The sequence below is a fragment of the Thalassospira sp. ABD4_177 genome (assembly GCF_056160125.1).
This window is the reverse complement of record NZ_JBSWWO010000003.1, coordinates 211831-236274: the sequence shown is the minus strand read 5'-3', so window position 1 is coordinate 236274 and position 24444 is coordinate 211831. Positions and strand designations below refer to the sequence as shown.

Genomic DNA, 24444 nt, shown 5'->3' with positions numbered 1-24444 from the left:
TCATTTTGTCTTGGTCCCCGGCGCGCGATCACCGCGCATCAACGAGGTCCGAAATTCTATATCACATAAAACAAGGGAGGAATGATTGCTCATTCCTCCCTCGAAAATCTTGCTACGTATCGCGCAGCCGACGGGAGGCTTACGCCTCGGCCGGAACGACGGTTACGTAGGTACGACCCTTGAAGCCCGACTTGAACTGGACAGAACCGTTCACAGTCGCAAACAGGGTGTGGTCTTTGGCGAGGCCAACATTGTCACCGGCATGGAACTTGGTGCCACGCTGACGAACGAGGATGTTGCCTGCAACAACTGCCTGACCACCGAATTTTTTAACGCCGAGACGGCGACCTTCGGAGTCACGACCGTTACGCGAACTACCACCAGCTTTCTTATGAGCCATGAAACTCTCCTAAAACTGCATCTTGACCTGATAAATCAGGCTTTGATGTCCTTGATGCGCAGAACAGTCAGGTTCTGGCGATGACCATTTTTGCGACGGTAGTTATGCCGGCGCTTTTTCTTGAAAACGATCACCTTGTCGCCCTTGGCCTGCTCGAGAACTTCTGCGGTAACAGAAGCACCTTTGACCAACGGAGCACCAACCTTCGGCGCACCGTCGCCAGCAACCATGAGAACTTCTTCAAGTTTCACGGTTTCACCAGCCTGGGCAGCGATCTTTTCGACTTTGATAACGTCGTTGGCGGCAACTTTATACTGTTTGCCACCAGTTTTGATGATTGCGTACATCTAAAAGTTCCTGAAAAACATTCTGGAAACACAAACGCGCAGCTCGGTGCCGCTGCTAACAGATACCGAACCGCTGCGAAGAACGGCTGAATTAACGCTTTTGGCCCGCAGAGTCAACTACAGAGTGACCTTTCCCGCCGCCCAGGCCCGCATACCACAGCCGCAGTTTTGCCAGCGCACCGGCCCGTTTCAAAACCGCCCAATCCCCGCCCCGGGAAAGCCCACACAAAAACCCAGACAAAAGAGTCCGCGAAATTTGAGATTTCCCTCTTGCAATCTGCCGCTCATCCCGGTAAACACCGCCTCGAACGCCAAGACCACACATGCGGAGAGGTGCCGGAGTGGTCGAACGGGGCGGTCTCGAAAACCGTTGTACTAGCAATAGTACCGTGGGTTCGAATCCCACCCTCTCCGCCATTCCCATGCATTATTTCTTTGATGTGCAATAAAGAGTTAATTTGTCTTCAAAAATGACAGGTTTTGCTTGTTGCAGCATCCCGAAATATTTGATCGGCGCCAACTATCAGCCTCCGATTGGGGAGTTACTTGGCATTCGAAGTACGAAGTATACGTATACGTATACGTATCCGTGCCACCAAACATTGATTAAGCTCGCACCAAAGTAACAATACTGCGACGCCGCATCAGCCAATGAACCAGAAATCTGCCTCTCAAGGGCCCTCAATTGCTATGCAGTTCTTCGTAAACACTCAAGGTCTCTCCGATAACTTGAGGTAGTGAGTACTCAGTCTCGGCAATTTTCCGGCCCGCTTGACCCATTTCCTCACAAAGCTGACGAGATTTGATCAGCTTTCCGATTGCACGTGCAAGATCTTCGGAACTCTTTGGGGTTACGAGTATTCCGTTTTGCTCTTCCCTGACCAAGGTTCGACAGCCGGGCATGTCGGTTGTAACGATTGGACGCCCACAGGCCATGGCTTCGATCAGGATCTTTGGCAACCCTTCTCCGTAGTAGGTTGGCAAGCACACAACGTTTGCTTGTGACAGCACATTAGACATGTTCGCTTGGTATCCCCACCACTCAATATCCCCCGAATCATTCCATTCCTGAAGTTGCTCGCGAGGGACTGACGACGGATTTTCGGGGTCAGGATCTCCAACCAACACGAAACGCGCCAATGCTCCTTTTTCACGTAGCAAAGAAGCCGCTGCGACGAACTCTCCGATACCCTTGTCCCAAAGCAACCGCGAAGCGAGCATTACGACAGGGATTCCTTGGGGTAACTTGGTTGCAGGATACTGCTGCAAATCGACACCTGCACCAAGTATCAGGCGTATATTACTGCGATCGACCCCTGCCACTTCCGTCATCAGCGCTAAATCATGTTCATTCTGAAGAATTAACCGACTTTTTCGATCGTTAAAAATGAAACGGAACAACGATAGAAGCATGGGGCGAAGAAATCGCGCCAGCAGTTTCTGGGACGAAAAGACAAACCCTAGACCGCCAAGGGCATTAACCCGCCGAGGGAAACCTGTGATCTTTGAGGACAGAGCTCCATAAACTACAGGTTTCAGCGCAACCAGGTGTGTAAGGTCGGGTTTCTCTCTTAAAACGATTTGCAATATTTCAATGAATGCCGCTATCTCACGCATAGGGTTAATGCTGGACCTCTTCATCTTCTTTAGATGAATCAAACGTATTCCGCTTTCCTCAATGAGATTTCTTCGATCCGAGACACGGGTCGCCAAGACTACCTCGTAACCTCTGTTCTTGGCGGCAATAGCCAGTGGCAAACGATGAGAGCAAAAATACCAATCTTCGGTTACGATAAATAGTATCTTCTTTGAGCTCATTGACGAGATTGCTTTCCTAAAAGCACCGTGGAAAAATTTTCCCTGAATGGCACAGCGAGACAAAGTCCGAGTATTAACCAAAACATTCGTTGATAAAAAATCTCGTGAACCAGACTAAATACTAAAAAAACACCAAGCAGCATTAGAACCGCTCGGTCTCCAGGGCCACTTACCCCCTTCCGAACAAGAAAAACCACCATCCAGATCAAAGCCGCAGCCAAAACTATAGCGCCAAGCAAACCAAACTCTGCAAGAATCCAAATTGGAGTCGAGTGAATCACGGTTGGTTCACTAAACCAAAGCGAACTCATTTCCATGAAAACTCCAAGCCCTTGACCTATCCAAGGAGCCTCGCGCCAAAGTTCGAAACCACGAACAATACTTTCCCAACGCTCCTGATTACTAACAGCATTAGAGAGAATACTCTGCACCTCGACCCGTGAACCTGCCCTACCACCGCTCTGCTGCCCGACAACACTCAAAAACTCGAGAACCAAGTCATGTAAAAGTGGAAGTATGACAACGAAAAATACCCACACTATGATGCCAAAATAGATACTTCGCCGAAACATGACTTTATCCGCAAATCCAGCAACCCTAGACAGCAAGAGCAACAACATACCGGTCAACATTCCCGCCTTAGACCCGGTGAATACCAAACCGGCTAAAATAACACCATGAACCGCAGACACGAAAGTAACCCTACTGATAGACCATTTCCCTAAAGCTAACGGTTTTAGGTATTTTGTTTTCAGACCTCCGTAAGCAATTAGCAGCACCGAGCAACACAAAAGCTGAAAAGCAAAAGCATTTCGGTTTCCCGAAAAACCCTCGAAGTTAGGCGTTAAAGAGGAAGCATCCAACCAGCCAAGCGACGCAATCCACCGAAGGAATGAGTGAAATAGTATGATCACTACAGATGTGGAAACTACAGTTTCAACGAAACGCGATGCACCAAGTTTCCCCAAATGCGTGAGAACCAGCGCACCAATACTAAGATACCCAAGAAGGACCAACCAACCCAACAGCCTTCCTGCCAGAGCCCACTGCGTAACACCTATAAGCTGCCAGCCGTTGACAAATGAGAATGCAATCAAGAACAGGATCACGATCAGAATCGTATTGAAATGAGGCACAGTCCACCTTGGCACCTGCCTCGCGAAAATTATTTGGCTCGCAACAGCAGCAAGAGCCAAAACAGCAAATGGATCAGCAAGATTTAAGTTAATCACACCACCATGAAGCGGTATATGAACCTGAAAAAATATTAGAACGGACGCTGCGACTGAGAGCGCCCAAGCTGACATCTTTTCAACAGGCAGGGAGACCAAACCTTTACCTTTTTGCAGAGATAGTTCACTCCCAGCCGGGGACTTTGTCAAAACGTATGGGAACGCAATCAATACAACTGCAGTCGAAGATAGCCCTACAAGTACAGAAATAGCTAATGCGGTCGACGGTGTTATGCCGATAGCGCCGAATGCGTAAACCGCCGCAATTTCCCGAATCCCCCAACCATTCACAGATATTGGAAGACTTGCAGCAAAACTGGTTACTGCCGCCGCAGCCAAAAGTCCCAAAACACCTGCGTCCGGCGCCAACCCAAGCCCACCAAGAACAAAGGCCGCCAATACCAAGCTCTGGGCAAATATTGTAATTATTGCAATTCCAGCAATCTGAACAAAATTTCGGATTATGGCCGAGCCGAAGATTAATTTTTTTTCAAATGTGGTCCTGCCGAACCAAAGACTTAAGGCAACAGCCAAACAAGCGACAAAAGCCATCGGGAGAAAGGGGATACCACCTACGAGTGCACTTATATCATTGCTATCGAATATGCAAAGCGCCCCCAATAGGCACATTCCAGCGCTAACGGCAAAAAGTATTGCTCTCTCCATTGCCGTCAATGCGGAGATTGCGATAGGACGAGTACCGTAACGTACCAAGATCGCCTGGCGACCTACTGCTTGACCGAAAAACGAGATAAAGAATAATGAAGCAAAATGCCCCTGTAAGCTCGCCTTTGATGCAACGCTGAACGGAACGCTTACACCAAAAACATTCAACAATTCTCTAAGTCGAAGAGAAACTAAAACTAGATTTAAAGCTAGTACAAGCAAAACACCCCCCAGCGTCCAAGCGGGGAATCGCACAAGGTCACGGACTAAGTTACCTGCTCCAGCAATCCACACCCCTAAGGAGAGAAGCCCAACTGAAAGAATTAACAAGATACTAGCTTTAATCGCTTTTGAAATAGTCACCCCAACTCCAATTTAACGTAAGGACAGTGGGAGCATGAAAATCCAGAGAATTCTCGAAAAAATACCTCCACAATATTTATTGATGACATTGGAAAAACACAAACTCGAACAACATGAAACATAAATAATATTATTTTCTCGCTAATTCGAGCAATAATTTCTCCCACTGATCACAAACGTGAGCAGACGAGTATTGTGTTTCTATAACGAGTTTACCCCTTCCTCCCAATTTCTTTTGCATTACATGATTTTTCATGAGGTTTGACAACGCAGAAGCTAGTTGAGTGACACGATCGCTTTGTGGATCGACCAAGACTCCTGTCTCTCCGTTTTGAATCAATTCGTTTGTCCCCGCGCAATCTGCAAACCCTACAACTGGCACCCCATGGGACATGGCTTCAGCTGTTACCAGGCCAAAGGCTTCATACCTTGATGAAATGACAAAGATGTCCGCAGTCCTATATTCTTTGTCGATCTCAGAAGTCACACTCTGAAATATCACGCGGCCTCGAAGGCCCATTGCCTTTGCCAAATCCTGCAAATCAAAGAGCAGAGGGCCCATCCCAATAATTTTCAATTTCCATGAAGGAAAATCACTCGCAATTTGAGCAAACGCTTTAATCAGAGTTGCCTGATCTTTCTGTTCATCCAATCTTCCGACATTTAGAAGCCACTGCCCAGTCGCTTTGTTCAGGTTTTCATCCGAAATCTGCGGCTTTTTAATTGGGTTCGGCATCACTACCATTTTGCCCATGACATCGGATGGATACGTTTCACGGATACTCTCAGAGAGCACGGTCATTTTGTCCAAAACTCGAGCTGAAAGCCTCAAAAGAAAAAACTGAAACCGACGAGATTTATAGTGTTCTGGCACAATATGTTCACTACCTAGAACGGGAACACCAACCCCAATCAGAGAAAAAGCGAGCGGTATAAACATCGAGTGCATAAAGCCGATTGCAACGTCGGGTTTTTCTGCATGAATATGCCGACGCAATACTATTGCACGTCTAATTGTATCAAGAAAACTAGACGAACTGGACGCATTTCCTATAGCCAAATCAGCACATCGCACACGCGGGTCTAGGTCGTAAAAAGCCCCCCCCCCTGGCTCATCGAAGGTTACTATAGAGACGTCGTGCCCCCGGGCGACCAGATCAGAGCATACTGTACACAGCACCCTCTCGGCTCCACCAGCCACACCATCAAGATGCTTGATAGCAAACAGCAGTTTCATATGGAATTATTACACACTAAACAGAGGAAATAGGAAATTTTGCTCGTTTTCACAGCCATTCATGCTTTCAGCAACACGTGGGACGTTCTAGTGTTCAGTTGATCATCGGTTAGATGCTGAAATTCAGAATGTATCGCACCTCTAGGAAGAGGCAAAGATGGCCACTTCCCGAATTCTTCTTGAAGAACTTCAAATTTCTCTTCACGAAACATATTATGCATCCTCATGGCTGGAATACGGTTTGTATAAAATCCAGAACTTGTAAAAAGAGAAGATTCCCATAGCCAAGTAGGAAAACGAAGATTATTCAGTGAGTAATCCAAATGATCTTTAAAATCAATATTATGGGACATTAAACCACCTGGCTTGAGAATGCGTCGAAGCTCTCGGAGGGTTTCTTGAAACTGATAGCTACGGATATGCTCAAGCACAGAATGCGACCATATGAAATCGACACTATGAGAAGGGATATCTCTCAAGCTTTTCAAACCATTTGTTAGGTACCGCGCATTACATTGTTCCAGAATATCACTAATTCCCTCAGCTTTTGACACGTTCGGAGCTTCGAAACCTTCCTCCGAAATAGTTCGTGCAAGCTCCAAGTAGAAATTGACATCTTTCCGAACAAAATCTCCTACATCAACCAAATAGGTTAGTGTTGCTTTCCTTGAAAATCCAAGAATAGCAGATGCAATACTGTCCCCAGGTCCCAATTCAAGCATGACTGCCCCCTCGGGCACCCCTTCAGGAAATGCACGACTTACGTGAAGATTAAATATCTTGATCGGGTAAGCGGTGGAGTCCATTTGACCATGCCGGAATAAGCCTAGCTTCTTCCATACGCTATAGGGTATCGGAATCCGGGAAATCAAAATCTTAACAAGAACTTTAACGGCCCATTTCATTGACCAGAGACCTCTCAATCAGCTGGATTTTCTCCAGAACAAATAAGTTCATCTAATAACACATTTTTGATATCACACGTCACGAGTTACAAAAATATTGAACACCCTATGTAAAGATGCACCCTCAAGGAAAATAGAAATTCCACTTGCCTTGTTCCTCCCCGATATCATCATCAAACTGATAGAAACACTGGAATTTTGCACCAAACACTTCTGGTAGGCGCAACAATTTTCCCTTTGCTCATATTTCAGCTTTTTTCTTAAATACCTCCGGTCACTCGGGATTAATATATTCGAAGCAGGCCTATTTCCATCTTGTATTAACGATTGATTGCGCTCTAGAATCACACCCGCAACCTTAAGTTGTCAACCTGAATTGACACACCCCGAAGAACAGAAAACAACGCCGCAATTACTTGACCAGTTATGCTTTCTGTTTTTACTCAGCTGAGACTTCGCAGACAGAAACCTGCATAGGCGAGCCTTTAAAGGTCTTCTATCAACCCCTGAAAGGCGGTCAACGTCTCCTCACTTACATGATGCTCTATACCCTCGGCATCGAACTCTGCAATCTCGGGATCGACACCGATGGAGACTAGGAAGTTATAGACGATTTGGTGGCGTTCGCGACATTTTTTGGCAAGTGTTTCGCCTTTTTCTGTCAGGAAAATTGAGCGGTAGGGGCGCGAAGTGACGTAGCCGTCGCGTTCGAGCCGCTTGATGGTGTTATTGACCGTGGCGGCGGTCACGCCAAAGCGTTCCGCCAGGGCGACCGAGCGCGCCTCGCCTTCTTCGGCGATCAGGTCACCGATCATTTCGACATAATCCTCAGTCACTTCGCGGGCATGTGCATCGCGCAAGCGTGCGAACACTTCGGCCTTGTTATGACGCGGGTTAAGCGGCGTGTCTTCGCCCATTGATCTCTCCACTCCAGACTCCTGCATTCTTCATAACAAGCAAGCTTGCAAATAGCAATTTAGCCTTGACTAACTTTAAAAGTCCGCACATAAATAGGGGACATTCACCAGAGTAATTCCAATTTGCTGCCGGACGCCCAGATGCTGCTTTTTCCCACTTTTCGCCATCTTGCGCTCTGCCTTGCCGTTCTTGCCGTCTCGGCGATTGCGGGGATGAGTACATCACAGGCAAAACCGCTTAATGTGGTTGCGACAACATCCATGATTGCCGATGCCGCCCGCCAGGTCGCCGGTGACCGGGCCGAGGTCAAGGCCCTGATGGGACCCGGCGTGGATCCGCATTCCTATCGTCAGACCCGAAGCGACATTGCCGCACTGGCGCGCGCCGATCTTGTTCTGTGGCACGGGTTGTATCTCGAAGCGCAGCTTGAAGAGTTTTTCCTTGATCTTGAAAAGCGCCGCAATGTGGTTGCGGTTGGCGAAGCTGTGGCGCGTGACAAGCTTTTGAGCCATGCCGATTATGACGGCCGGTTTGACCCGCATGTCTGGATGGACCCGAAACTTTGGGAAACGGTGGTTTCTGCGGTACGCGATGCGCTGATCAAAACCGATCCCGAAGGTGAAGCAACCTATTCCGCCAACGCTAGCGCGCATATTGCCGAGATCGAAAAGCTGATCGACTATATGTCAAAGGTCACCGCCACGGTGCCAAAGCAAAGCCGTATGCTGTTGACGGCACATGATGCCTTTAGCTATTTCGGACGCGGCTATGGTTTTGACGTGCTGGGCATTCAGGGCATCTCAACGGAATCCGAAGCTGGCCTGCGCCGGGTCGAGGATCTGGTCAACACCATTGTCGAGCGCAAGATTTCGGCCGTGTTTGTTGAAAGCTCCGTCCCGGAGCGCAATGTCCGCGCCCTGATCGAAGGGGCCGAGGCCCGTGGCCAGGACGTTACGATTGGTGGTACACTCTATTCTGATGCGATGGGCGATCCGGGCACCTATGAAGGCACCTATATCGGCATGCTTGATCACAATGCGACGCTGATCACCCGTGCCCTTGGTGGTGACGCCCCCGAAGGTGGTTTTCAGGGTAAGCTTGCCGCCGGATCTTAGGGCTGGCTGGATTTAACCCGAACGACACGACGCAAAACGAAACAGGACGATACCCATGAGCAGCGCCAAACTGGTTGCAGAGTCAGGCAAGATACTCGACGTCGCGGCAAAGGATGCGCCGCTGACTGTGCGTGGCCTGACCGTGTCTTATGGTAACAAGCCGGCCGTGTTTTCCGTTGATGCATCCATCCCGGCGGGTTCGATGACGGCAATTATTGGTCCCAATGGCGCGGGCAAGTCGACTTTCCTCAAAGGAACACTTGGTGTTGTGCCGCGCCTGTCAGGTGAAGTGCGCATTTTTGGCAAACTGTTTGAGGACGCCCGTGATCGCGTTGCCTATGTCCCGCAGCGCGCCAGTGTCGATTGGGATTTTCCGGCACGCGTGATTGATGTTGTCCTGATGGGGCTGTACGGATCGGTTGGGCTATTTCGCCTGTGGCGGGCACGCCACCGCGACCAGGCGATGGACTGTCTGAAACGTGTCGGCATGGCTGATTTCGCCGACCGCCAGATCGGTCAGCTTTCAGGTGGTCAGCAGCAACGCGTTTTCCTCGCCCGTGCTTTGGCGCAAAATGCCGAGTTCTATCTGCTGGATGAGCCGTTTGCCGGCGTTGATGCCGCAACCGAGCGTGCGATTGTTTCGGTCCTGAAAGAGCTTAAGGCAGAAGGCCGCACGGTGGTTTGCGTGCATCATGATCTTTCGACGGTGGCGGAATATTTTGATCGGGTTCTTCTTATCAATGTGCGCCGCATTGCCGAAGGTCCGGTTGATACGACCTTCACGGCCGAGAACCTTCAGGAAACCTATGGCGGGCGGCTTGCCACCACCCATATTGATGAATTGCATCTGGCCTGAGTGACATGGGGTTTGTTGATTATTTCATAAGCGCCCTTTTCCTGCAGGCGGGCTATAACAGCGCGCTGGTTGCCATTGGCGCGGGGCTGCTTGGCCTGTCGGCCGGGAGTGCCGGGGCGTTTATTTTCCTGCGCAAACGCGCGCTGGTTTCCGATGCCATCAGTCACGCCACCCTGCCCGGTGTTGGCCTTGCCTTTATCATCATGGTGGCGTTTGGCAGTGACGGGCGCTGGTTGCCGGGCCTTATTCTGGGATCAGCGATTTCATCGGCCATCGGGCTTTTGATGGTTGAATGGATCACGCGCAAAACCCGCCTGACCGAGGATGCCGCGATTGGTGCGGTGCTGTCGGTTTTCTTTGGCTTTGGCATCGTCCTTTTGACCGTGATCCAGACCATGTCATCAGGTCGTCAGGCCGGGCTTGAGAACTTCCTGCTTGGCTCCACGGCCGGCATGCTGATTTCAGAGGCGACCACGATTGCGATTGCCGGGGCATTGGCGGCGGCATTTGTGTTCCTCCTTCGGCGCCCAATGACGCTGGTGGCGTTTGATCCGGAATATGCCGCGACCACCGGGGTTAATGTGCGTAATATCGATCTTGCGATGATGGGGCTTGCCCTGATTGTCACGGTGATTGGGCTCAAGATCGTCGGGCTTATCCTGATTGTTGCCCTTCTGATCATCCCACCCGTGGCCGCGCGGTTCTGGACCAATCAGGTTGGCAAGATGATCGGCATCGCCGCCCTTGTCGGTGGTTTGTCGGGTTATATCGGCGCCGTATTGTCGGCGGCCGAGGCATCGCTGCCGACCGGACCGATCATTGTTCTGGTCGCGTTTGGCTTCTTTTTGATTTCAGCCCTGTTTTCGCCGTTACGTGGCGGGCTGGCATCGGCCCTGCGTCATCAGCGTTTTCAGCGCCGCGTGCATCGCCGGCAGGGTTTATTGTCGCTTGCACGCCGTGAACCGATTTATGATGGGCTGACCATTCGCATCCTGCGCCGTGCCGGCATGATCCGGGCTGACGGGGTTGCGACCGTAGAGGGCCGCATTGCCGCGGAAAAGGCTGCACGCGATGAAGCCCGCTGGGCGATGGCGCGACGGATGCTGCCTGATGATTCCGCCATTGAACGTTATGACGGGCTGACCCCGATTGAACGGATGATGACCCCGGATCAGATCGCCGAGATTGATCGCATGATTACCAGCCAGGAAGGAGCCAAGGCATGATCGATGATCTGATCACGGCCCTTGGGGCTGAATTTGTCCAACTCAGCCTGACACCGATTGTGATCGGCATCTTGGCCGCGATTGCCTGTGCGCTGCCGGGTAATTTCCTGTTGCTGCGTCGCCAAGCCCTGATTGGCGATGCGATCAGCCATGTGGTGCTGCCCGGGATTGTTGCCGCCTTCCTTGTGACAGGCACGATTACCGCGGTGCCGATGATGATTGGCGCGGGGGCAGCGGCGATTGTCGCGGTCGTCATGATTGAAATCGTCAAACGACTGGGCCGGGTTGAACCAGGGGCCGCCATGGGGCTGGTTTTCACGACGCTCTTTGCCGCGGGCGTCTTGTTCCTTGAAATCACTGATACCAGTTCGGTGCATATCGATGTGCAGCATGCGTTGTTGGGCAATCTCGAAAGCCTGGTCTGGTTTGATGCCGAGGGTTGGGGATCACTTCTTGATCCGGCAGCACTGGCCACCCTGCCCCCGCAATTGCCACGCCTGGCGATTGTCCTTGTCGGCATTGCCCTGTTCATTTTCCTGTTCTGGAAAGAATTGAAAATCTCGACCTTTGATGCGGCCTTTGCCGGTGCGGTTGGTATTCGCACCCGCGCCCTTGGCTTTGCGCTGGTTGTCGCGACGGCCGTGGCGGCAGTCGCCGCCTTTGATGCGGTCGGGTCGATCATTGTGATCGCGATGTTTGTTTGCCCACCCGCCAGCGCCCGCCTGATGACCAATCAATTGGGCCGTCAAGTCGGCTGGTCGGTCGTGTTTGCGACCATCTCCGCCATTCTGGGGTATGTGTTTGCCGGCTATGGCCCGGGCTGGTTCGGGTCGCCCTATGCGGTCAGTGCAGCTGGCATGATCGCCACGGTTTCCGGTGTGATCCTGATCCTGACCTGTCTGTTTGGTCCGCAACGCAAACGCACCGGCCAACACGCCGAGGCCTGATTGTTTCATCTGGCCCCGCTGCCCAAGCACGGGCATAGTGTGGGAATGAGTGGTCTCGCACAAACCTGCCTTAAACATCTGCTTCTGAGTACTGTACTGGTCCTGGCCTTTGCGGCCGCGAGCCGTGCCCAGACAGAACAACTGGCAACGGAGTTGCGTGAATACGGCGATATCGAACTGATCGTGTTTGACGGGCGTGCAGATTTTCTGAGCAAGATTGATACTGCACTCGGGATTGGCAATATCAAGAACCCGGATCAGACCTTTGCCAAATTGCCCCGTTCGCCGTTTACGGTCACCGGGCGCAAGGGTGATGCGGCACTGGCGACGTGTCGGATCTTTGTTCCGGCCAAACTCACACCGGAAAACAATAGCGAAATCTTTGCCGCACTGATGCGCAACTGGTTTGGTACAAAGCTTCACTACGCCAGCACATCTGATCTGACCTTTCGCTGGCTGATCTATCATGAAGTGCGCCACTGCCAGCCCGATCATTTCGGCGGTGACGTAATGAAAGATCATCAGGACGAACATCAAGCCGATCTGTTCGCATTTGATAAGCTGGCAACGCCGCAAAATCGCGATCACCTAACCACAGATATCATCGCATTCAGGATGATCACCGCGGCGCTGATGGCCGAGCCCAGTCACATGACGGGTTTGTCGCTTAAGCGTGCCCTGGAGGAAAGGCCGTCCCTTGATGCCAAGGCGGAAATCGCCGCCTTCAAACGCGTCCGCATGAAGATCAGCCAACGGGCGAAATCAATTGCCACCGAGGTCAATCCGACCAACCGAGAGCTTATCCGTGCGATTACCGAATTGCGTGGTGACGCCGATCAGGAAACCGATCCACTCCTTCGCGAAATCCTGATCGCGCTTGATGACGCGATTGCGCATTTCGCCCCGGCCCTGCATCAATCGGTCGCAACGATCCGCTAAAATGATCCCGATTGATCAGCCCTTGGCTGTCCGGCCTGCCTTGCGCCAGAAGGTCATGGCAATACACTGATCCCGATTGAGGCCAAGTTCCTTGCGCCAATAGGTGTGGATCGGTTTGTAATCCGCCTGTTCCACCCCGGCCCAGCAATAAACCCGGTCGCGAGCATCGGGCAGCTCAACAGATCGCATGGCATCCTGCAACAGGCTGCGTTCGACTGATCCGTCGTCATCGCGAAACAGCCATGTGACCTGTATCTGACTTTCTGTTGGAACAGAAATGACATCGGATTTGCTGCCGACTTCGATAAAGGCATGGCCTGATACATGCCCTGGCATTTCGGCAAGGTAGCGTCCAATGGCTGGCAGGGCTGTTTCATCCCCCGCCAACAGCATCCAGTCGGCTTCTGGCAAGGCGGTTCCCAGCGGGCCGGTCATGGCGACAACATCGCCTTTGCCGGCATGCATGGCAAAGGCAGACCCCGGTCCGTTATCGCCGTGCATGACGAAATCGACATCGATCCAGCCGGCCTTGGTATCCATGGCGCGGATGGTATAGACGCGCTGTTCGATGGTGTTTTCCCCACTTGGCCAGACCGGCATGCCGTTTTCGGCAAGGGTCGGCCATTGCGGGTTTTCCTGCCCGCGCGGCGGGATCAGAAGACGCACATGAATGCTGTCACTGTCATAAGCCCCCAGATCATCCGCATGCAGACGCAAGCGGCGCATATGCGGTGACAGATCGGTGATCTCGCCAACACGCAGTTCACAGAAATTGGGAAGCTTGCCATTGCCCTTGCCCGCGCCCTGCCAGCGGCAATCAAGATTGGCATCGGGAACCGCGCCCTGCAGGACCGATATGATCGCCGACTTCATCTGCATGACATCGACTTCGGTGGTCGCCCCCACTTCGACCTCAAGCGTGGTGTCGGTGCCACTCAGCTGGATATGACCGATCGAGACCGATATGCGCGTTTGCGCCGCATCGCCCGTCACATCGCAATCGTGTTCACGATAGAAATCGGCAGTCTGTTTGATCAGAGCCGCACTGTCCGGAAGTGCGATGCGTGTCTTGGCCGTAAGAAGCGATGTCGACATGAGGTTCTCGGTCGGTGGGGCGGGAATGAAATGCACCCACCGTAATAGTAACAATGATAGGCACTCTCAATAAAAATTATCATTGATTTTCATCGCGCGTGATAGATGTTTGGCACATGCGCTTGCCTGCTCTGTTCAGCAAGCCCGAGATTGACCTGATTATCGGAAGTCTGAACAAAGCGATGCCTGACAAAATCCGCCGTCTTAAATCATTCGAGTTTCACCTTGCCGTTGAATGGGCCGCCAAAGAGGGCTGGAACCCCGGCCTTAATGATGCGGAGGTATTTTTCAACTCCGATACCGACGGTTTCTGGGGCGCGTTTGACAAGCAGGGCCTGGCCGCTGCGATCTCGGCCGTTCAGTACAACTCGGATTTCGGGTTTGTCGGATTTTATATCTGCCGTCCGGATCGTCGCGGATCCGGTCTTGGCTATCGCCTGTGGCAGACCGTGCTTGAGGACAGCGTGCTTAAGACCATTGGCCTTGATGGTGTCGTTGATCAGCAGGACAATTACCGTAAATCCGGTTTTGAATTTGCCCATCGCAATGTCCGCTATGGCGGTGTCATCAAGGTAGATGAGGACACCCCGGATGATCTGTTCACCCTTGAAGTCAACGATATCGCGATTGTCAATGCGTTTGAGCAGACCTGCAACCTGTTCCCTGAAAGCCGGATCGAATTCCTGCGTGGCTGGATTGGCAATGAAAAGCATACAGCCCTTGCCCTTAAGGGGCCGATGGGATTGCGCGCCTATGGCGTCATCCGTCCCTGTCAGGAAGGCCACAAGGTCGGCCCGCTTTTCGCCCCCGATGCCGAGGATGCCAAAACCCTGTTTGGCGCCCTTTTGCAAAGCCGCGATGATCAGAGCGGCAAGGTCTATCTCGACGTGCCCGAACCCAATCAGGCGGCGGTTGATCTGGCCACCGAGCATGGCATGGTGCCGGAATTTGAAACCGCCCGAATGTATAAGGGCCCGGCACCCGAACTTGATCTTGATATGATTTTCGGGATTTCATCGTTCGAGCTTGGCTAGGATCTGCCGCCAATTTGATCCAAACTTCTGCGTAAGACACTGCAAACATCAGAAAATGTCAGGATTGCGGTCCTGTTCTTTGACGTGCGCCCGGTGTAAAACCGAACAATCCTGCCAAAGGAATATGATCATATTATTCTTAGGTGGGGTTGAGGCGTGCGAGAAAGTCTGGCAACAAACATTTAACGCCAAAAGTATAGCCTTGGATAAACCAACGCCGTAATTTTACAATCTGGCGGGCCTGTTTGTGGAACGATTTTCGCCTATTGAGGCAGGAAGTTATCGCAAGCATATGGAAAACGGGATACGCAAACCCAATTTCAGGAGTGTAGTGCGCGTTTCATTTCCATCTATTCACCGCCCATGCAGGGGAATTTTATCTATATGGTTGCCTGACCAATGATCACGTTATGACCCGCCACGTGTTGTTTACCACCATGTAGCAGCACGTTTCAGGAAACTGTTTTTTTAGAGCCGGATACCAAAAACCAACATGGATATAGCGACACTTATTGGCATTATCGCCGGAATGGGCGTTATTTTCGGCGCCATCTTGATGGGCGGCAGCCTTGATTCTTTTGTCGACGTTCCTTCCATCATGGTGGTGTTTGGCGGGACAGCAGCGGCAACCCTGATCAAATTCCCGATGCGCGATGTGATCAAGTCGCTCAAGATCGGCATCGGCATTGCGTTCAAGAACCCCAAGGAAGACCCGCTTTCGATCTATGAAAAAGCCATCGAACTTGCCGGCATTGTGCGCAAGAACGGTCTTCTCGGCCTTGAAAGCGTCGAAATAGAAAATGAAATCATGGCACGCGGCATCCGCATGTGCGTTGACGGCCACAGTGGCGAGGTCATCAGAAGCTCCATCTCAAGCGAGGTAGAAAAATCAATCCAGAATGACGAGCTTGGCGAACTGATGTTCCGCGGTATCGGCGATACCGCCCCTGCCTTTGGCATGATCGGCACGCTTGTTGGTCTGGTGCAGATGCTGGCCAACCTTTCCGATCCGGATGCGATTGGTCCAGCCATGGCGATTGCCATGCTGACGACGTTTTATGGCGCCGTTCTGGCCAACCTGATTGCGATCCCGGTCGCAGACAAGCTTGCCTTGAAAGTCGACCGCCTGAAAAACACCAAACAGCTTGTTATTGAATCGGTCGTTCAGATCCAGGCCAGCCAGAGCCCGATCGTCATGAAGGAGATCCTCGGCCCCTATCTTCCGGGTGGTGTGCCGGCCGACGAAGAAGGCGGCGGAGAATGATCATGATGGCAGCGCGCAACCAGGCAACAGGCTGGGCATAAGCCATGGCAAAGAAACCCGCAGCAGGCGCACCGGCTTGGATGGCGACGTTCGCCGATCTGATGTCGTTGCTGCTTGTTCTGTTTGTGCTGCTGCTGACCTTCGCCGAGATGGATGTGATCCGCTACAAACAGATTGCCGGGTCCGTGAAAACCGCATTCGGTTTTTCCCAACAGGATCAGTTGGCCGGGGTGATCGAGCTTGACGGGTCGATTGTCGGCAAGTCGCTTAAGGCGCCGACACCCGATACCCCGCGCGTGGTTTCCGACATCCCGCCGGTCGACACGCCGGAAGTTGAAAGCAAGGAAACAGACAGCAAGGAAGAGAAGGCCGAAGCGCTTGAAGAAACGCTGAGCTCGGTGCTTGAGAATATGGGACTTCAGGATCAGGTCGGGCTGGAGCGCATTGACGGCGAAGTGGTCATGCGCTTCCCCAATGAACTGGCCTTTCCGTCCGGCTCATCGGGCATGACCGAGGAATTTGCCGCCATCCTCAACCGCGTGGCGCCGGTCATCAACCAGACCGACGGCGAAATTCAGGTCGCCGGCCATACCGATGATATTCCGGTTTCGTCGTCCTCTCCCTATATATCAAACTGGGATCTGTCAGCGGCGCGCGCGACATCGGTTTTGCACTACCTGATCAATCAGAACGGCACGGATCCGGGACGAATGGTCATTCAGGGTTACGGCGAAAGCCGCCCACTTATGAGCAATGACACCCCGGAAGGCCGTGCCACCAACCGCCGGGTCGAGATCACCATTGAAATGGTCGAGACCAACTATGACCGCGAAGGGGCGGCCCCAGGTGACGGAAATACCACAGGCGCGCCGACATCAGATGGCGGGGACGATATTGGGGATGGCGACATTGGCACAGGGGATACCGATGGCGCCGAAAACAATCAGACGCCGGAAAGACGGCGCACATTTAGCATTCCGGCCGGTCCCTGACGGATATCTGTCAGCAGAACCGGGTCGGCCAGAATATGCGAGCGAAGGGGACAACACGCATCATGGCAAGCCATGACAACAAGAAAAAGACGATCCTGTATTCGGACTACAGCGAACGTAACATCACCGCAGCGCGTAACGCTGTGGAACCCCTTGGCTTTGGCAAATTCGTTGATTGCGACGACCGTGAACGCACGGTCGAACTGATTTCCGAGCTCAAGCCTGATCTGGTGTTGATCGGTCTTTATCTTGATGGCATCCGCGGGATTTCCACCATTCGTGCCATCCGGGAGTCCGCATCGACAAGCAACCCGCACGGGCGTGATGTGCCAATCCTTCTGGGCGCGCCGAAACTTGACCGGCGTGGCATGCGCGATGCGGTAGATGCCGGGATCGAAGGTGTGTTTCGCCAACCAATCGACCCCGAACGTCTTGCCAAAATCATTGAAACGGTCCTGAAAAATCCACGCCGCTTCGTATTGGAAGAGAACTATTTCGGCCCGGCCCGGCCGCAGGACATTGCCACAGAAACTGGGGCAAAACCCGACAAAAAGCCAACGGCCAGTGCGAGCCCCGTGGCAGCAGAACTGCCCGCCACCAAAACAAAATCGCAAACGCCGGCAGTGACCGTTTTGGAAAGTACAGAGATCACCAAACAGCCGGAAAATGATGGTGCTGGCCCGATCACCCGGACGAAATCATCAAAGGCATCGCCTGCAATTGGCATGACGACCAACATGGATATCGCAGATAGCAAACAGCGTTTTAACGGCGCCGGGCAGACATTTGGCGATGGCGAGCTTGTCGGTGTTCCCAGCGCGCGCGAAAAGAAAACCGGCAACCAGAACCTGGAAGCCGTACCATCCGAACGTGAGGCCCTAAGCCCGGCAACGGCGCACCGCGAAGACAAACCGTCCGAGCCCCCCGAAGACCAGATCGAAGCAGAAGAAGACTTTGAAGCCGAGGACGAAGAACTTGTTGAAATTGATCTGCACGAAGCCCTGATCAGTCACAAGCTTTGGGTCGATACCGGCGGGCGCGAAGGCGCGGTGATGTCCATCGAGCATGCCGATCTGCGCGAGGCAGAGCTTGAAGGCATTGATCTTAGCCGCTGTGGCCTGCCCTTTGCCAGCTTCCAGCGCGCCAATTGCAAGGATGCGGTGCTGCGCCGCTGCAACCTGATTGCAGCTGATTTTGTGGAAAGCAACCTGGATAACGCCAATCTGGCGGCAAGTCGTCTGACCGGGGCACGGTTTAACAAAGCGATGGTGCGCAATACGGTGTTTCTCGGGTCGGACCTGTCAAATGCCAACTTCCGGGGTATGCAGCTGCCAAATTGCGATTTCAGTGGCACCAATCTGGCCGGGACAGACTTCCGTGATGCCGATCTGAGCGGGACGCGTGGCCTGTTTGCCGAACAAATCCAGCGGGCGCGTGTGAATGCCAATACCCGCCTGCCCCGCGATCTGAAGCTTCGCGATTAATCCAGCTCGCAAACCATATGCAGGCTCGGAAAGCTGAAATCCGGGGCAAAGGGGGCGGCAAAATCGCCAATCACCCGAAAACCACGTGATTCATAAAACTGTCTGGCGCTCAGCGTGGAATAACATTCAAAGCGCGTGACGTTTTCAGACGCCTTGGCATCCTGCACGCAGCGATCAAACAGCATGCTGGCAATGCCCATGCGCGAATAAGCCGGATCGACCGCGAAATGCCGGACATGGGCCAGCCCGGATTGCACATCCCCCGCACCACTGCCCGGCCGCACCGCCGTCCAGCCACCAGCCCCAACAACATCGCCCGTCTCGGTTTTGGCCAGATAATAGGTCCCCGATGCCAGAAGGTCCGGGTTGGCCCGGGCCAGAAAGGCCATGCCGCGCTCCAAAGTATCCGGCGCATAGTCATCGACAAGAAACGTCGCGTAGGATCGCTTAAACAGTGCGGTCACAGCATCCGCATCATCGGGTGTGGCAATGTGAAGCGTGATCGCGGCCATGTGCTTTCCTGCCTATCTGCGGCCAAACATCTTTTCGATGTCATTGAGTTTCAGTTCAACATAGGTCGGGCGGCCGTGATTGCACTGGCCGGAATGCGGGGTTGCTTCCATCTGGCGCAAAAGCGCATTCATTTCATCGGCATTCAGCTTGCGCCCCGATCGCACCGATCCATGACAGGCCATGGTCGCGCAGACATACATCAGCCGATCTTTCAGCGCCATGCCCTGCCCCAGCTCGGCAATTTCATCAGCCATGTCGCGTACCAGTGCGCTGACATCAACCTTGCCCAGCATGGCGGGCACTTCGCGCACGACAATCGCGCCGGGACCAAACGGCTCGATCACCAGGCCAAGTTCGGCAAATTCTTCGGCGCGTTCGGCAATGCGATCTGCTGATGCCTCGTCAAGTTCGACGACCTCGGGCAATAACAGCCCCTGGCGCTTCACACCGCTTTCGGCAAGATCAGCCTTCATGCGTTCATAGACGATGCGTTCGTGGGCGGCGTGCTGATCGACAATTACCAGCCCGTCACGGGTTTGGGCGATGATGTAATTGGCATGAACCTGCCCGCGCGCGGCCCCGAGTGGGTGATCGACGAACTTGCCGTCATCGGCGATGTTATCGATGCGCGCCGATGGGGCAGCAGCATCATATCCCCCCGAAAGGGCAGCCGCCGCAGCGGCAGTAAACCCGCCTTCACCGCCCGCGATGTTAGCGCTACCACCCCCGCCACCGAACTCACGGCCACGATCAAACAGCCCGCCATAATTACCCTGGTTTTCCATCGGCGCCTGGGCGGCATAATCGCGTTCAATCGCGGCATGGCCCGGCATGCTTGGCTGATATTGACCAATGTTAAATCCGCCACCACTTCCGGTACGTGCACCACCGCCATAGGGAAGTGAGGGTCCCTCACCTTCTCGGCGCACGGCACCCAGCGCCATATCGGCCACCGTGGTCGAGGCGCGATGCCCGGCCCCGGCCAGCGCATGTTTCAGCGCCCCGACAATCAGTCCGCGCACCAACCCGGGATCGCGGAACCGGACCTCGGTCTTGCCGGGATGGACGTTGACATCGACATCACGCGGCGTCAGTTCAAAGAAAAGCGCCAATAGCGGATGGCGATCACGCGCCAGGAAATCCTGATAGGCGCCGCGCACAGCCCCCTGCAACAGCCGGTCCTTGACCGGGCGGCCATTCACAAACATGAACTGCATCTGGGCATTGCCACGGTTGAGTGTCGGCACCCCGGCATAGCCGGTAAGCCGAATGCCTTCACGCTCTGCCTCGATCTGCAGGGCATTGTCCTGAAACTCGCGCCCCATCACCGCCCCCAGCCGTTTCAGACGCGCATCAAACAGATCCCCTTCGCAGGCCGGGTAATTCAGGATCGTCTTGTTGTTATCACCGCTCAACGTAAAGCCGACATCCGGACGCGCCATGGCCAGACGGTCCATGATTTCGCGCGCATACATCTGTTCGGTCCGCGCGGTTTTCAGGAACTTGAGACGCGCTGGCGTCGCATAGAAAAGATCACGCACCTCAACCCGGGTGCCATAGGGATGGGCAGCCGGTTCCGGTTCACCCTTTGCCCCGCCTTCAACCGCCAACGTCCAGGCATTTTCAGAGCCGCGCACACGGCTGGTCAGGCGCATGCGCGAGACCGAACCGATGGATGGCAACGCCTCACCGCGAAAGCCCATGAAGCCGATATTGAAAAGATCATCATCGGGCAGCTTCGAGGTCGCGTGGCGTTCGACGGCCAGTCCCATTTCCTCGGGCGTCATGCCCTTGCCGTCATCGGTGACGGACAGCAACGTCCGACCGCCATCGCGCAGATTGACGTCCACCTTGGTCGCCCCGGCATCGAGCGCGTTTTCCACCAGTTCCTTGAGCGCAGCCGCAGGACGTTCGACCACCTCACCGGCGGCAATCTGGTTGATCAGGTTCTGTGGCAGGACGCGCAGGGTCATGAAGGCGGTGCTCGTGATGTGCAAATGAGTGTTGTTGTTTGAAATGAACCTATCAAAGCACAAAGCGCGGCGAAATCCCTTTCACCGCGCTTTGCAACTTTTAAGGTCCAAGTTTTGGTCCGCGATCAGAAGGCCAGTTCACCTTCCGGCTTGCCCACCACGGTAACCGTGACATTGGCCGGATCCATCAGATCAGCCGCCACCCGGTTGACGTCATCGAGCGTGACGGCATTGACCATGTCATTGCGGCGATCAAGGAAGTCCATGCCAAGCTCTTCCTTTTGCATGCCGACCAGCATGCCCGACAGATTGCCAAGGCTTGTGAAGCGCAGCGGAAAGGCCCCGGTGAGGTAGGCCTTGGCATTATCAAGTTCTTCCTGATCGATGCCATTTTGCTTCATCTTGTTCCATTCCGTGCTGATCAAAGACAGGCTTTGCCCAATCGCATCATTGCGCGTGGCAACCCCGCCCATCATCATTTCGGCATGATCCAGATCGGCCAGATAGCTATAAACACCATAAGCCAACCCGCGCTTTTCACGGACTTCCTCGGTCAGGCGCGATGAGAAGCCACCACCGCCAAGGATGTAGTTCATCACATAGGCGGCATAGAAATCAGGATCCTTGCGCTTGATGCCTTTCTGGCCCCAGATCGCCTGACTTTGCGGGATATCCTGTTCGACCACCTCAATATCGCCAAAGGTCGGCGTTACATCGGCGACCTTGGGCAGGTCGCTGTGATCAGGCAGCGCGCCAAAAGCTTCATCGAGCAGCGGACCAAGTTCCGCAGCCGTGATGTCACCAGCCACGCCGACAATCAGATTGTCCCTGGCAAAGGCGCTGCGCACGAAACCACGGAAATCATTGGCATTGAGCCCGGCCACCGTTTCAAGCGTGCCAGACGGCGGGCGCCCATAGGGATGGTCACCAAAGATCGAGGCAAAGAACGTCCGGCTGGCAATATCGCGCGGATTGTTTTCCGCCTGTTTGAGGCCCGAGACAATCTGGGCGCGGATGCGCTCAATAGCTTCGTCATCAAAGCGCGGCTCAGACAGCGCCAAACGCAACAGATCAATCGCCGTATCGCGTTCGCGCGTCAATGTGGTGAGGGATCCTGAAAAGTCATCACGCCCGGCATCAAAGGACAGGCTGATGGAACGGTTTTCCATCTCGCCCCGGAAGGTCTGGCTGTCCATGGCGCCAGCCCCTTCGTCAATCAGGCCCGAGACCATATTGGCCAGACCAAGCTTGCCCTCCGGATCGGTTGCCGCCCCAGCACCGGTAAAGGCAATATCCATGGTCATCAGCTGGTTCATGTGATCTTCGATCAACCAGGCGCGAATGCCGCCATCGGAAATCACTTCCTGAACCTCAACCGCCTTGGCCTGTTGTGCGAAGCCAAGGCCCAGTGTGGTTGCAAAGGCAACACCGGCAATCTGTTTAAACAGCTTGTTCATATCAGTGCACTCCTTCGCCAGAGGTGATCGGAAGGGCGGCACCAGCCCCGGTGACCGGGCCACCTTCGGGCGGCATCAGCCAGCCGGTGACAGATTTCTTGTCATCAAAGACCCGTTTGGCGGCGTCATTGACCTGCTCAACCGTCACGGCCGAAATCCGGTCCGGCCAGCTTTCGACCTGATCAACGCTGAGGCCAACGGCAAGCGACTGACCGAGCACACGCGCACCGGCCGAAAGCGAATCACGGGCAAAGACCGCACTATCAAGCAGCTTCTGCTTGGCACGGTCGAGTTCATCCTGTGTCACACCCTCGGCAACTACCTTGGCGATTTCCCCGTCGATTGCCTGTTCCAGATCGGCAAGGTCAACATCGCCGCGCGGGACGCCATACACCCCGAATGTCGCCAGATCGACCGCGACCGGGTTATAGAACGTGCCGACACTTGATGCGATTTGCTGATCAACAACAAGGGACTTGAAGAAACGGCTGGTCGTGCCCGAACCAATGATTTCGGAAAGCACATCGAGCGGAGCAGCATCGGCCGCATCGGTGTTATAGGACGGCGCCAGATAATAACGCGACCAGGAGGCCTGACCGACCTGCGGATCACGCATGGTGACCTTGCGCGGGGCATGCTGGACCGGTTCCTGCACCCGGTTACGCGTCATGTCCTTACCGCGCGGGATGACGCCGTAATATTTCTTGGCCATCGGCAGCAGCTCATCCATCGTGATATCGCCGGCAACCACCAGAATGGCGTTATTGGGCGCATACCAGTCGCGATAGAATTTAAGCGCATCTTCGGTGCTGAGCTGTTGCATTTCATTGAGCCAGCCGATGATCGAGCGGCCATAGGGATGGGCCATATAGAGGGATGCGCGCATCTGTTCACCCAGAAGCGCACCCGGGCTGGTATCCAGGCGCGAACGGCGTTCTTCAATGATCACATCACGTTCGGGCAAAACCACATCATCTGACAGTTTCAGATTGGTCATGCGGTCAGCTTCCATCTTCATGACCAGATCAAGCCGGTCGCGCGCGATGTTCTGGAAGTATCCGGTATAGTCCCAGCTGGTAAAGGCGTTATCATTGCCGCCATTGCGCGCAACGATTTTGGAAAAATCACCCGGGGCAATGTCGTCGGTTCCCTTGAACATCAGGTGCTCAAGGAAATGGGCAATGCCCGATACACCTTGCGGTTCGTCGGCCGAGCCGACCTTGTACCAGACCATATGGGTGACAACCGGTGCCCGGTGGTTTTCCACCAGCACGACCTGCATCCCGTTATCAAGGGTTGCGGTTTGCGGATTGAACACCGCTGCGCGTGCCAAACCGGGCACGATGGCAAGTGTCATTGCGACGAGGGCGAGCACAGCCACAGAGCTGCGCGTCATGGATCGGAAAGTTCCGGAAATTCTCATTGTGGCGTCCCATTCCAATTCAGGCATGGTTAAGGTCAGGACCTACTAATTTGATTTGATTGGTTCACCGGATTTGTGCGGATACGCGAAGTAAAACTGCAGACAGATATATATCTTTCAAAGCTTTACGACAAAGTAGCCCGTGCAAATCCGGTTAATCCGAAGGACAGACGTTATATTTGCGAACTCCTGCGTCAAACCCCTTGGCCGGGATACCAGCCCGCCCGACGTGCTTTTCCT

21 protein-coding genes and 1 tRNA gene are annotated in these 24444 nt (G+C 53.8%); 10 read left to right on the top strand and 12 right to left on the bottom strand.

Annotated elements, in window-relative coordinates; all coding sequences use genetic code 11:
* Nucleotides 1-139 precede the first annotated feature (139 nt).
* Both rpmA and rplU read right to left on the bottom strand, forming a co-directional pair.
* Nucleotides 140-400, bottom strand: coding sequence for a 50S ribosomal protein L27 (gene rpmA, locus ACXAF0_RS17055; protein ID WP_008889409.1), 261 nt, complete (start codon nt 398-400; stop codon nt 140-142).
* Nucleotides 401-435: 35 nt separating this feature from the next.
* Nucleotides 436-747, bottom strand: coding sequence for a 50S ribosomal protein L21 (gene rplU / locus ACXAF0_RS17050; protein WP_062956479.1), 312 nt, complete (start codon nt 745-747; stop codon nt 436-438).
* Between the two features lie 327 nt (nt 748-1074).
* On the opposite strand from rplU, the gene ACXAF0_RS17045 reads away from it, so the two are divergent.
* A tRNA-Ser gene (locus ACXAF0_RS17045) sits at nt 1075-1164 on the top strand.
* Nucleotides 1165-1428: 264 nt separating this feature from the next.
* Here ACXAF0_RS17045 and ACXAF0_RS17040 read toward each other — a convergent pair.
* From ACXAF0_RS17040 to mntR, 5 genes are all read right to left on the bottom strand, one after another.
* The gene (locus ACXAF0_RS17040; RefSeq protein ID WP_475347029.1) at nt 1429-2565 is read right to left on the bottom strand and encodes a glycosyltransferase family 4 protein; all 1137 of its coding nucleotides are present in this window, start codon (nt 2563-2565) and stop codon (nt 1429-1431) included.
* Nucleotides 2562-4826 (bottom strand): lysylphosphatidylglycerol synthase domain-containing protein, encoded by a 2265-nt coding sequence (locus ACXAF0_RS17035; protein WP_475347028.1) that lies wholly within the window; start codon nt 4824-4826, stop codon nt 2562-2564. Before ACXAF0_RS17035 ends, ACXAF0_RS17040 begins: the two co-directional genes overlap by 4 nt.
* Before the next feature lie 130 nt (nt 4827-4956).
* Nucleotides 4957-6063 carry a glycosyltransferase family 4 protein gene (locus ACXAF0_RS17030; RefSeq protein ID WP_475347027.1) on the bottom strand — a complete coding sequence of 369 codons (1107 nt, stop codon included), beginning with the start codon at nt 6061-6063 and terminating at the stop codon, nt 4957-4959.
* A gap of 59 nt (nt 6064-6122) precedes the next feature.
* Nucleotides 6123-6968, bottom strand: a complete 846-nt coding sequence (locus ACXAF0_RS17025) for a class I SAM-dependent methyltransferase (protein WP_475347026.1) — start codon at nt 6966-6968, stop codon at nt 6123-6125.
* Between the two features lie 485 nt (nt 6969-7453).
* Nucleotides 7454-7885 (bottom strand): manganese-binding transcriptional regulator MntR, encoded by a 432-nt coding sequence (mntR, locus tag ACXAF0_RS17020; RefSeq protein WP_475347025.1) that lies wholly within the window; start codon nt 7883-7885, stop codon nt 7454-7456.
* 141 nt (nt 7886-8026) lie between these two features.
* Here mntR and ACXAF0_RS17015 point away from each other — a divergent pair, with 141 nt between their 5' ends.
* The 5 genes from ACXAF0_RS17015 to ACXAF0_RS16995 are packed head-to-tail and all read left to right on the top strand — an operon-like array spanning nt 8027 to nt 12969.
* The gene (locus ACXAF0_RS17015) at nt 8027-9001 is read left to right on the top strand and encodes a metal ABC transporter solute-binding protein, Zn/Mn family (protein ID WP_475347024.1); all 975 of its coding nucleotides are present in this window, start codon (nt 8027-8029) and stop codon (nt 8999-9001) included.
* 55 nt (nt 9002-9056) lie between these two features.
* A complete protein-coding gene (locus ACXAF0_RS17010; protein WP_475347023.1) occupies nt 9057-9857 on the top strand; it encodes a metal ABC transporter ATP-binding protein in 801 nt (266 codons plus the stop codon).
* A gap of 5 nt (nt 9858-9862) precedes the next feature.
* The gene (locus ACXAF0_RS17005) at nt 9863-11083 is read left to right on the top strand and encodes a metal ABC transporter permease (protein ID WP_475347022.1); all 1221 of its coding nucleotides are present in this window, start codon (nt 9863-9865) and stop codon (nt 11081-11083) included.
* Complete coding sequence (locus ACXAF0_RS17000; protein WP_475347021.1) at nt 11080-12030, top strand: metal ABC transporter permease; 951 nt, start codon at nt 11080-11082, stop codon at nt 12028-12030. Before ACXAF0_RS17005 ends, ACXAF0_RS17000 begins: the two co-directional genes overlap by 4 nt.
* A gap of 45 nt (nt 12031-12075) precedes the next feature.
* On the top strand, nt 12076-12969 hold the full coding sequence (locus ACXAF0_RS16995) for a hypothetical protein (RefSeq protein ID WP_475347020.1): 894 nt from the start codon (nt 12076-12078) through the stop codon (nt 12967-12969).
* A 15-nt stretch (nt 12970-12984) separates the two neighbouring features.
* Here the strand turns inward: ACXAF0_RS16995 and ACXAF0_RS16990 are convergent, their stop codons facing one another.
* On the bottom strand, nt 12985-14064 hold the full coding sequence (locus tag ACXAF0_RS16990; protein ID WP_475347019.1) for a siderophore-interacting protein: 1080 nt from the start codon (nt 14062-14064) through the stop codon (nt 12985-12987).
* A gap of 182 nt (nt 14065-14246) precedes the next feature.
* Between ACXAF0_RS16990 and ACXAF0_RS16985 the strand changes: the two genes are divergently transcribed.
* From ACXAF0_RS16985 to ACXAF0_RS16970, 4 genes are all read left to right on the top strand, one after another.
* A complete protein-coding gene (locus tag ACXAF0_RS16985) occupies nt 14247-15098 on the top strand; it encodes a GNAT family N-acetyltransferase (protein ID WP_475347018.1) in 852 nt (283 codons plus the stop codon).
* Nucleotides 15099-15591: 493 nt separating this feature from the next.
* A complete protein-coding gene (locus ACXAF0_RS16980; RefSeq protein ID WP_475347017.1) occupies nt 15592-16362 on the top strand; it encodes a motility protein A in 771 nt (256 codons plus the stop codon).
* A gap of 44 nt (nt 16363-16406) precedes the next feature.
* Nucleotides 16407-17354, top strand: coding sequence for an OmpA family protein (locus ACXAF0_RS16975; protein ID WP_475347016.1), 948 nt, complete (start codon nt 16407-16409; stop codon nt 17352-17354).
* A gap of 62 nt (nt 17355-17416) precedes the next feature.
* Nucleotides 17417-18838: a pentapeptide repeat-containing protein gene (locus tag ACXAF0_RS16970; protein WP_475347015.1), complete on the top strand. Its 1422-nt coding sequence runs from the start codon at nt 17417-17419 to the stop codon at nt 18836-18838.
* On the opposite strand, the gene ACXAF0_RS16965 is transcribed toward ACXAF0_RS16970, so the two are convergent.
* From ACXAF0_RS16965 to ACXAF0_RS16950, 4 genes are all read right to left on the bottom strand, one after another.
* Nucleotides 18835-19350 carry a GNAT family N-acetyltransferase gene (locus tag ACXAF0_RS16965; RefSeq protein ID WP_475347014.1) on the bottom strand — a complete coding sequence of 172 codons (516 nt, stop codon included), beginning with the start codon at nt 19348-19350 and terminating at the stop codon, nt 18835-18837. The genes ACXAF0_RS16970 and ACXAF0_RS16965 overlap by 4 nt on opposite strands.
* Nucleotides 19351-19362: 12 nt before the next feature.
* Nucleotides 19363-21324, bottom strand: coding sequence for a DNA mismatch repair endonuclease MutL (gene mutL / locus ACXAF0_RS16960; RefSeq protein ID WP_475347013.1), 1962 nt, complete (start codon nt 21322-21324; stop codon nt 19363-19365).
* Between the two features lie 125 nt (nt 21325-21449).
* Nucleotides 21450-22781: a M16 family metallopeptidase gene (locus ACXAF0_RS16955; RefSeq protein ID WP_475347012.1), complete on the bottom strand. Its 1332-nt coding sequence runs from the start codon at nt 22779-22781 to the stop codon at nt 21450-21452.
* A gap of 1 nt (nt 22782) precedes the next feature.
* Nucleotides 22783-24177 carry a M16 family metallopeptidase gene (locus tag ACXAF0_RS16950; RefSeq protein WP_475347011.1) on the bottom strand — a complete coding sequence of 465 codons (1395 nt, stop codon included), beginning with the start codon at nt 24175-24177 and terminating at the stop codon, nt 22783-22785.
* Nucleotides 24178-24444: the final 267 nt, after the last annotated feature.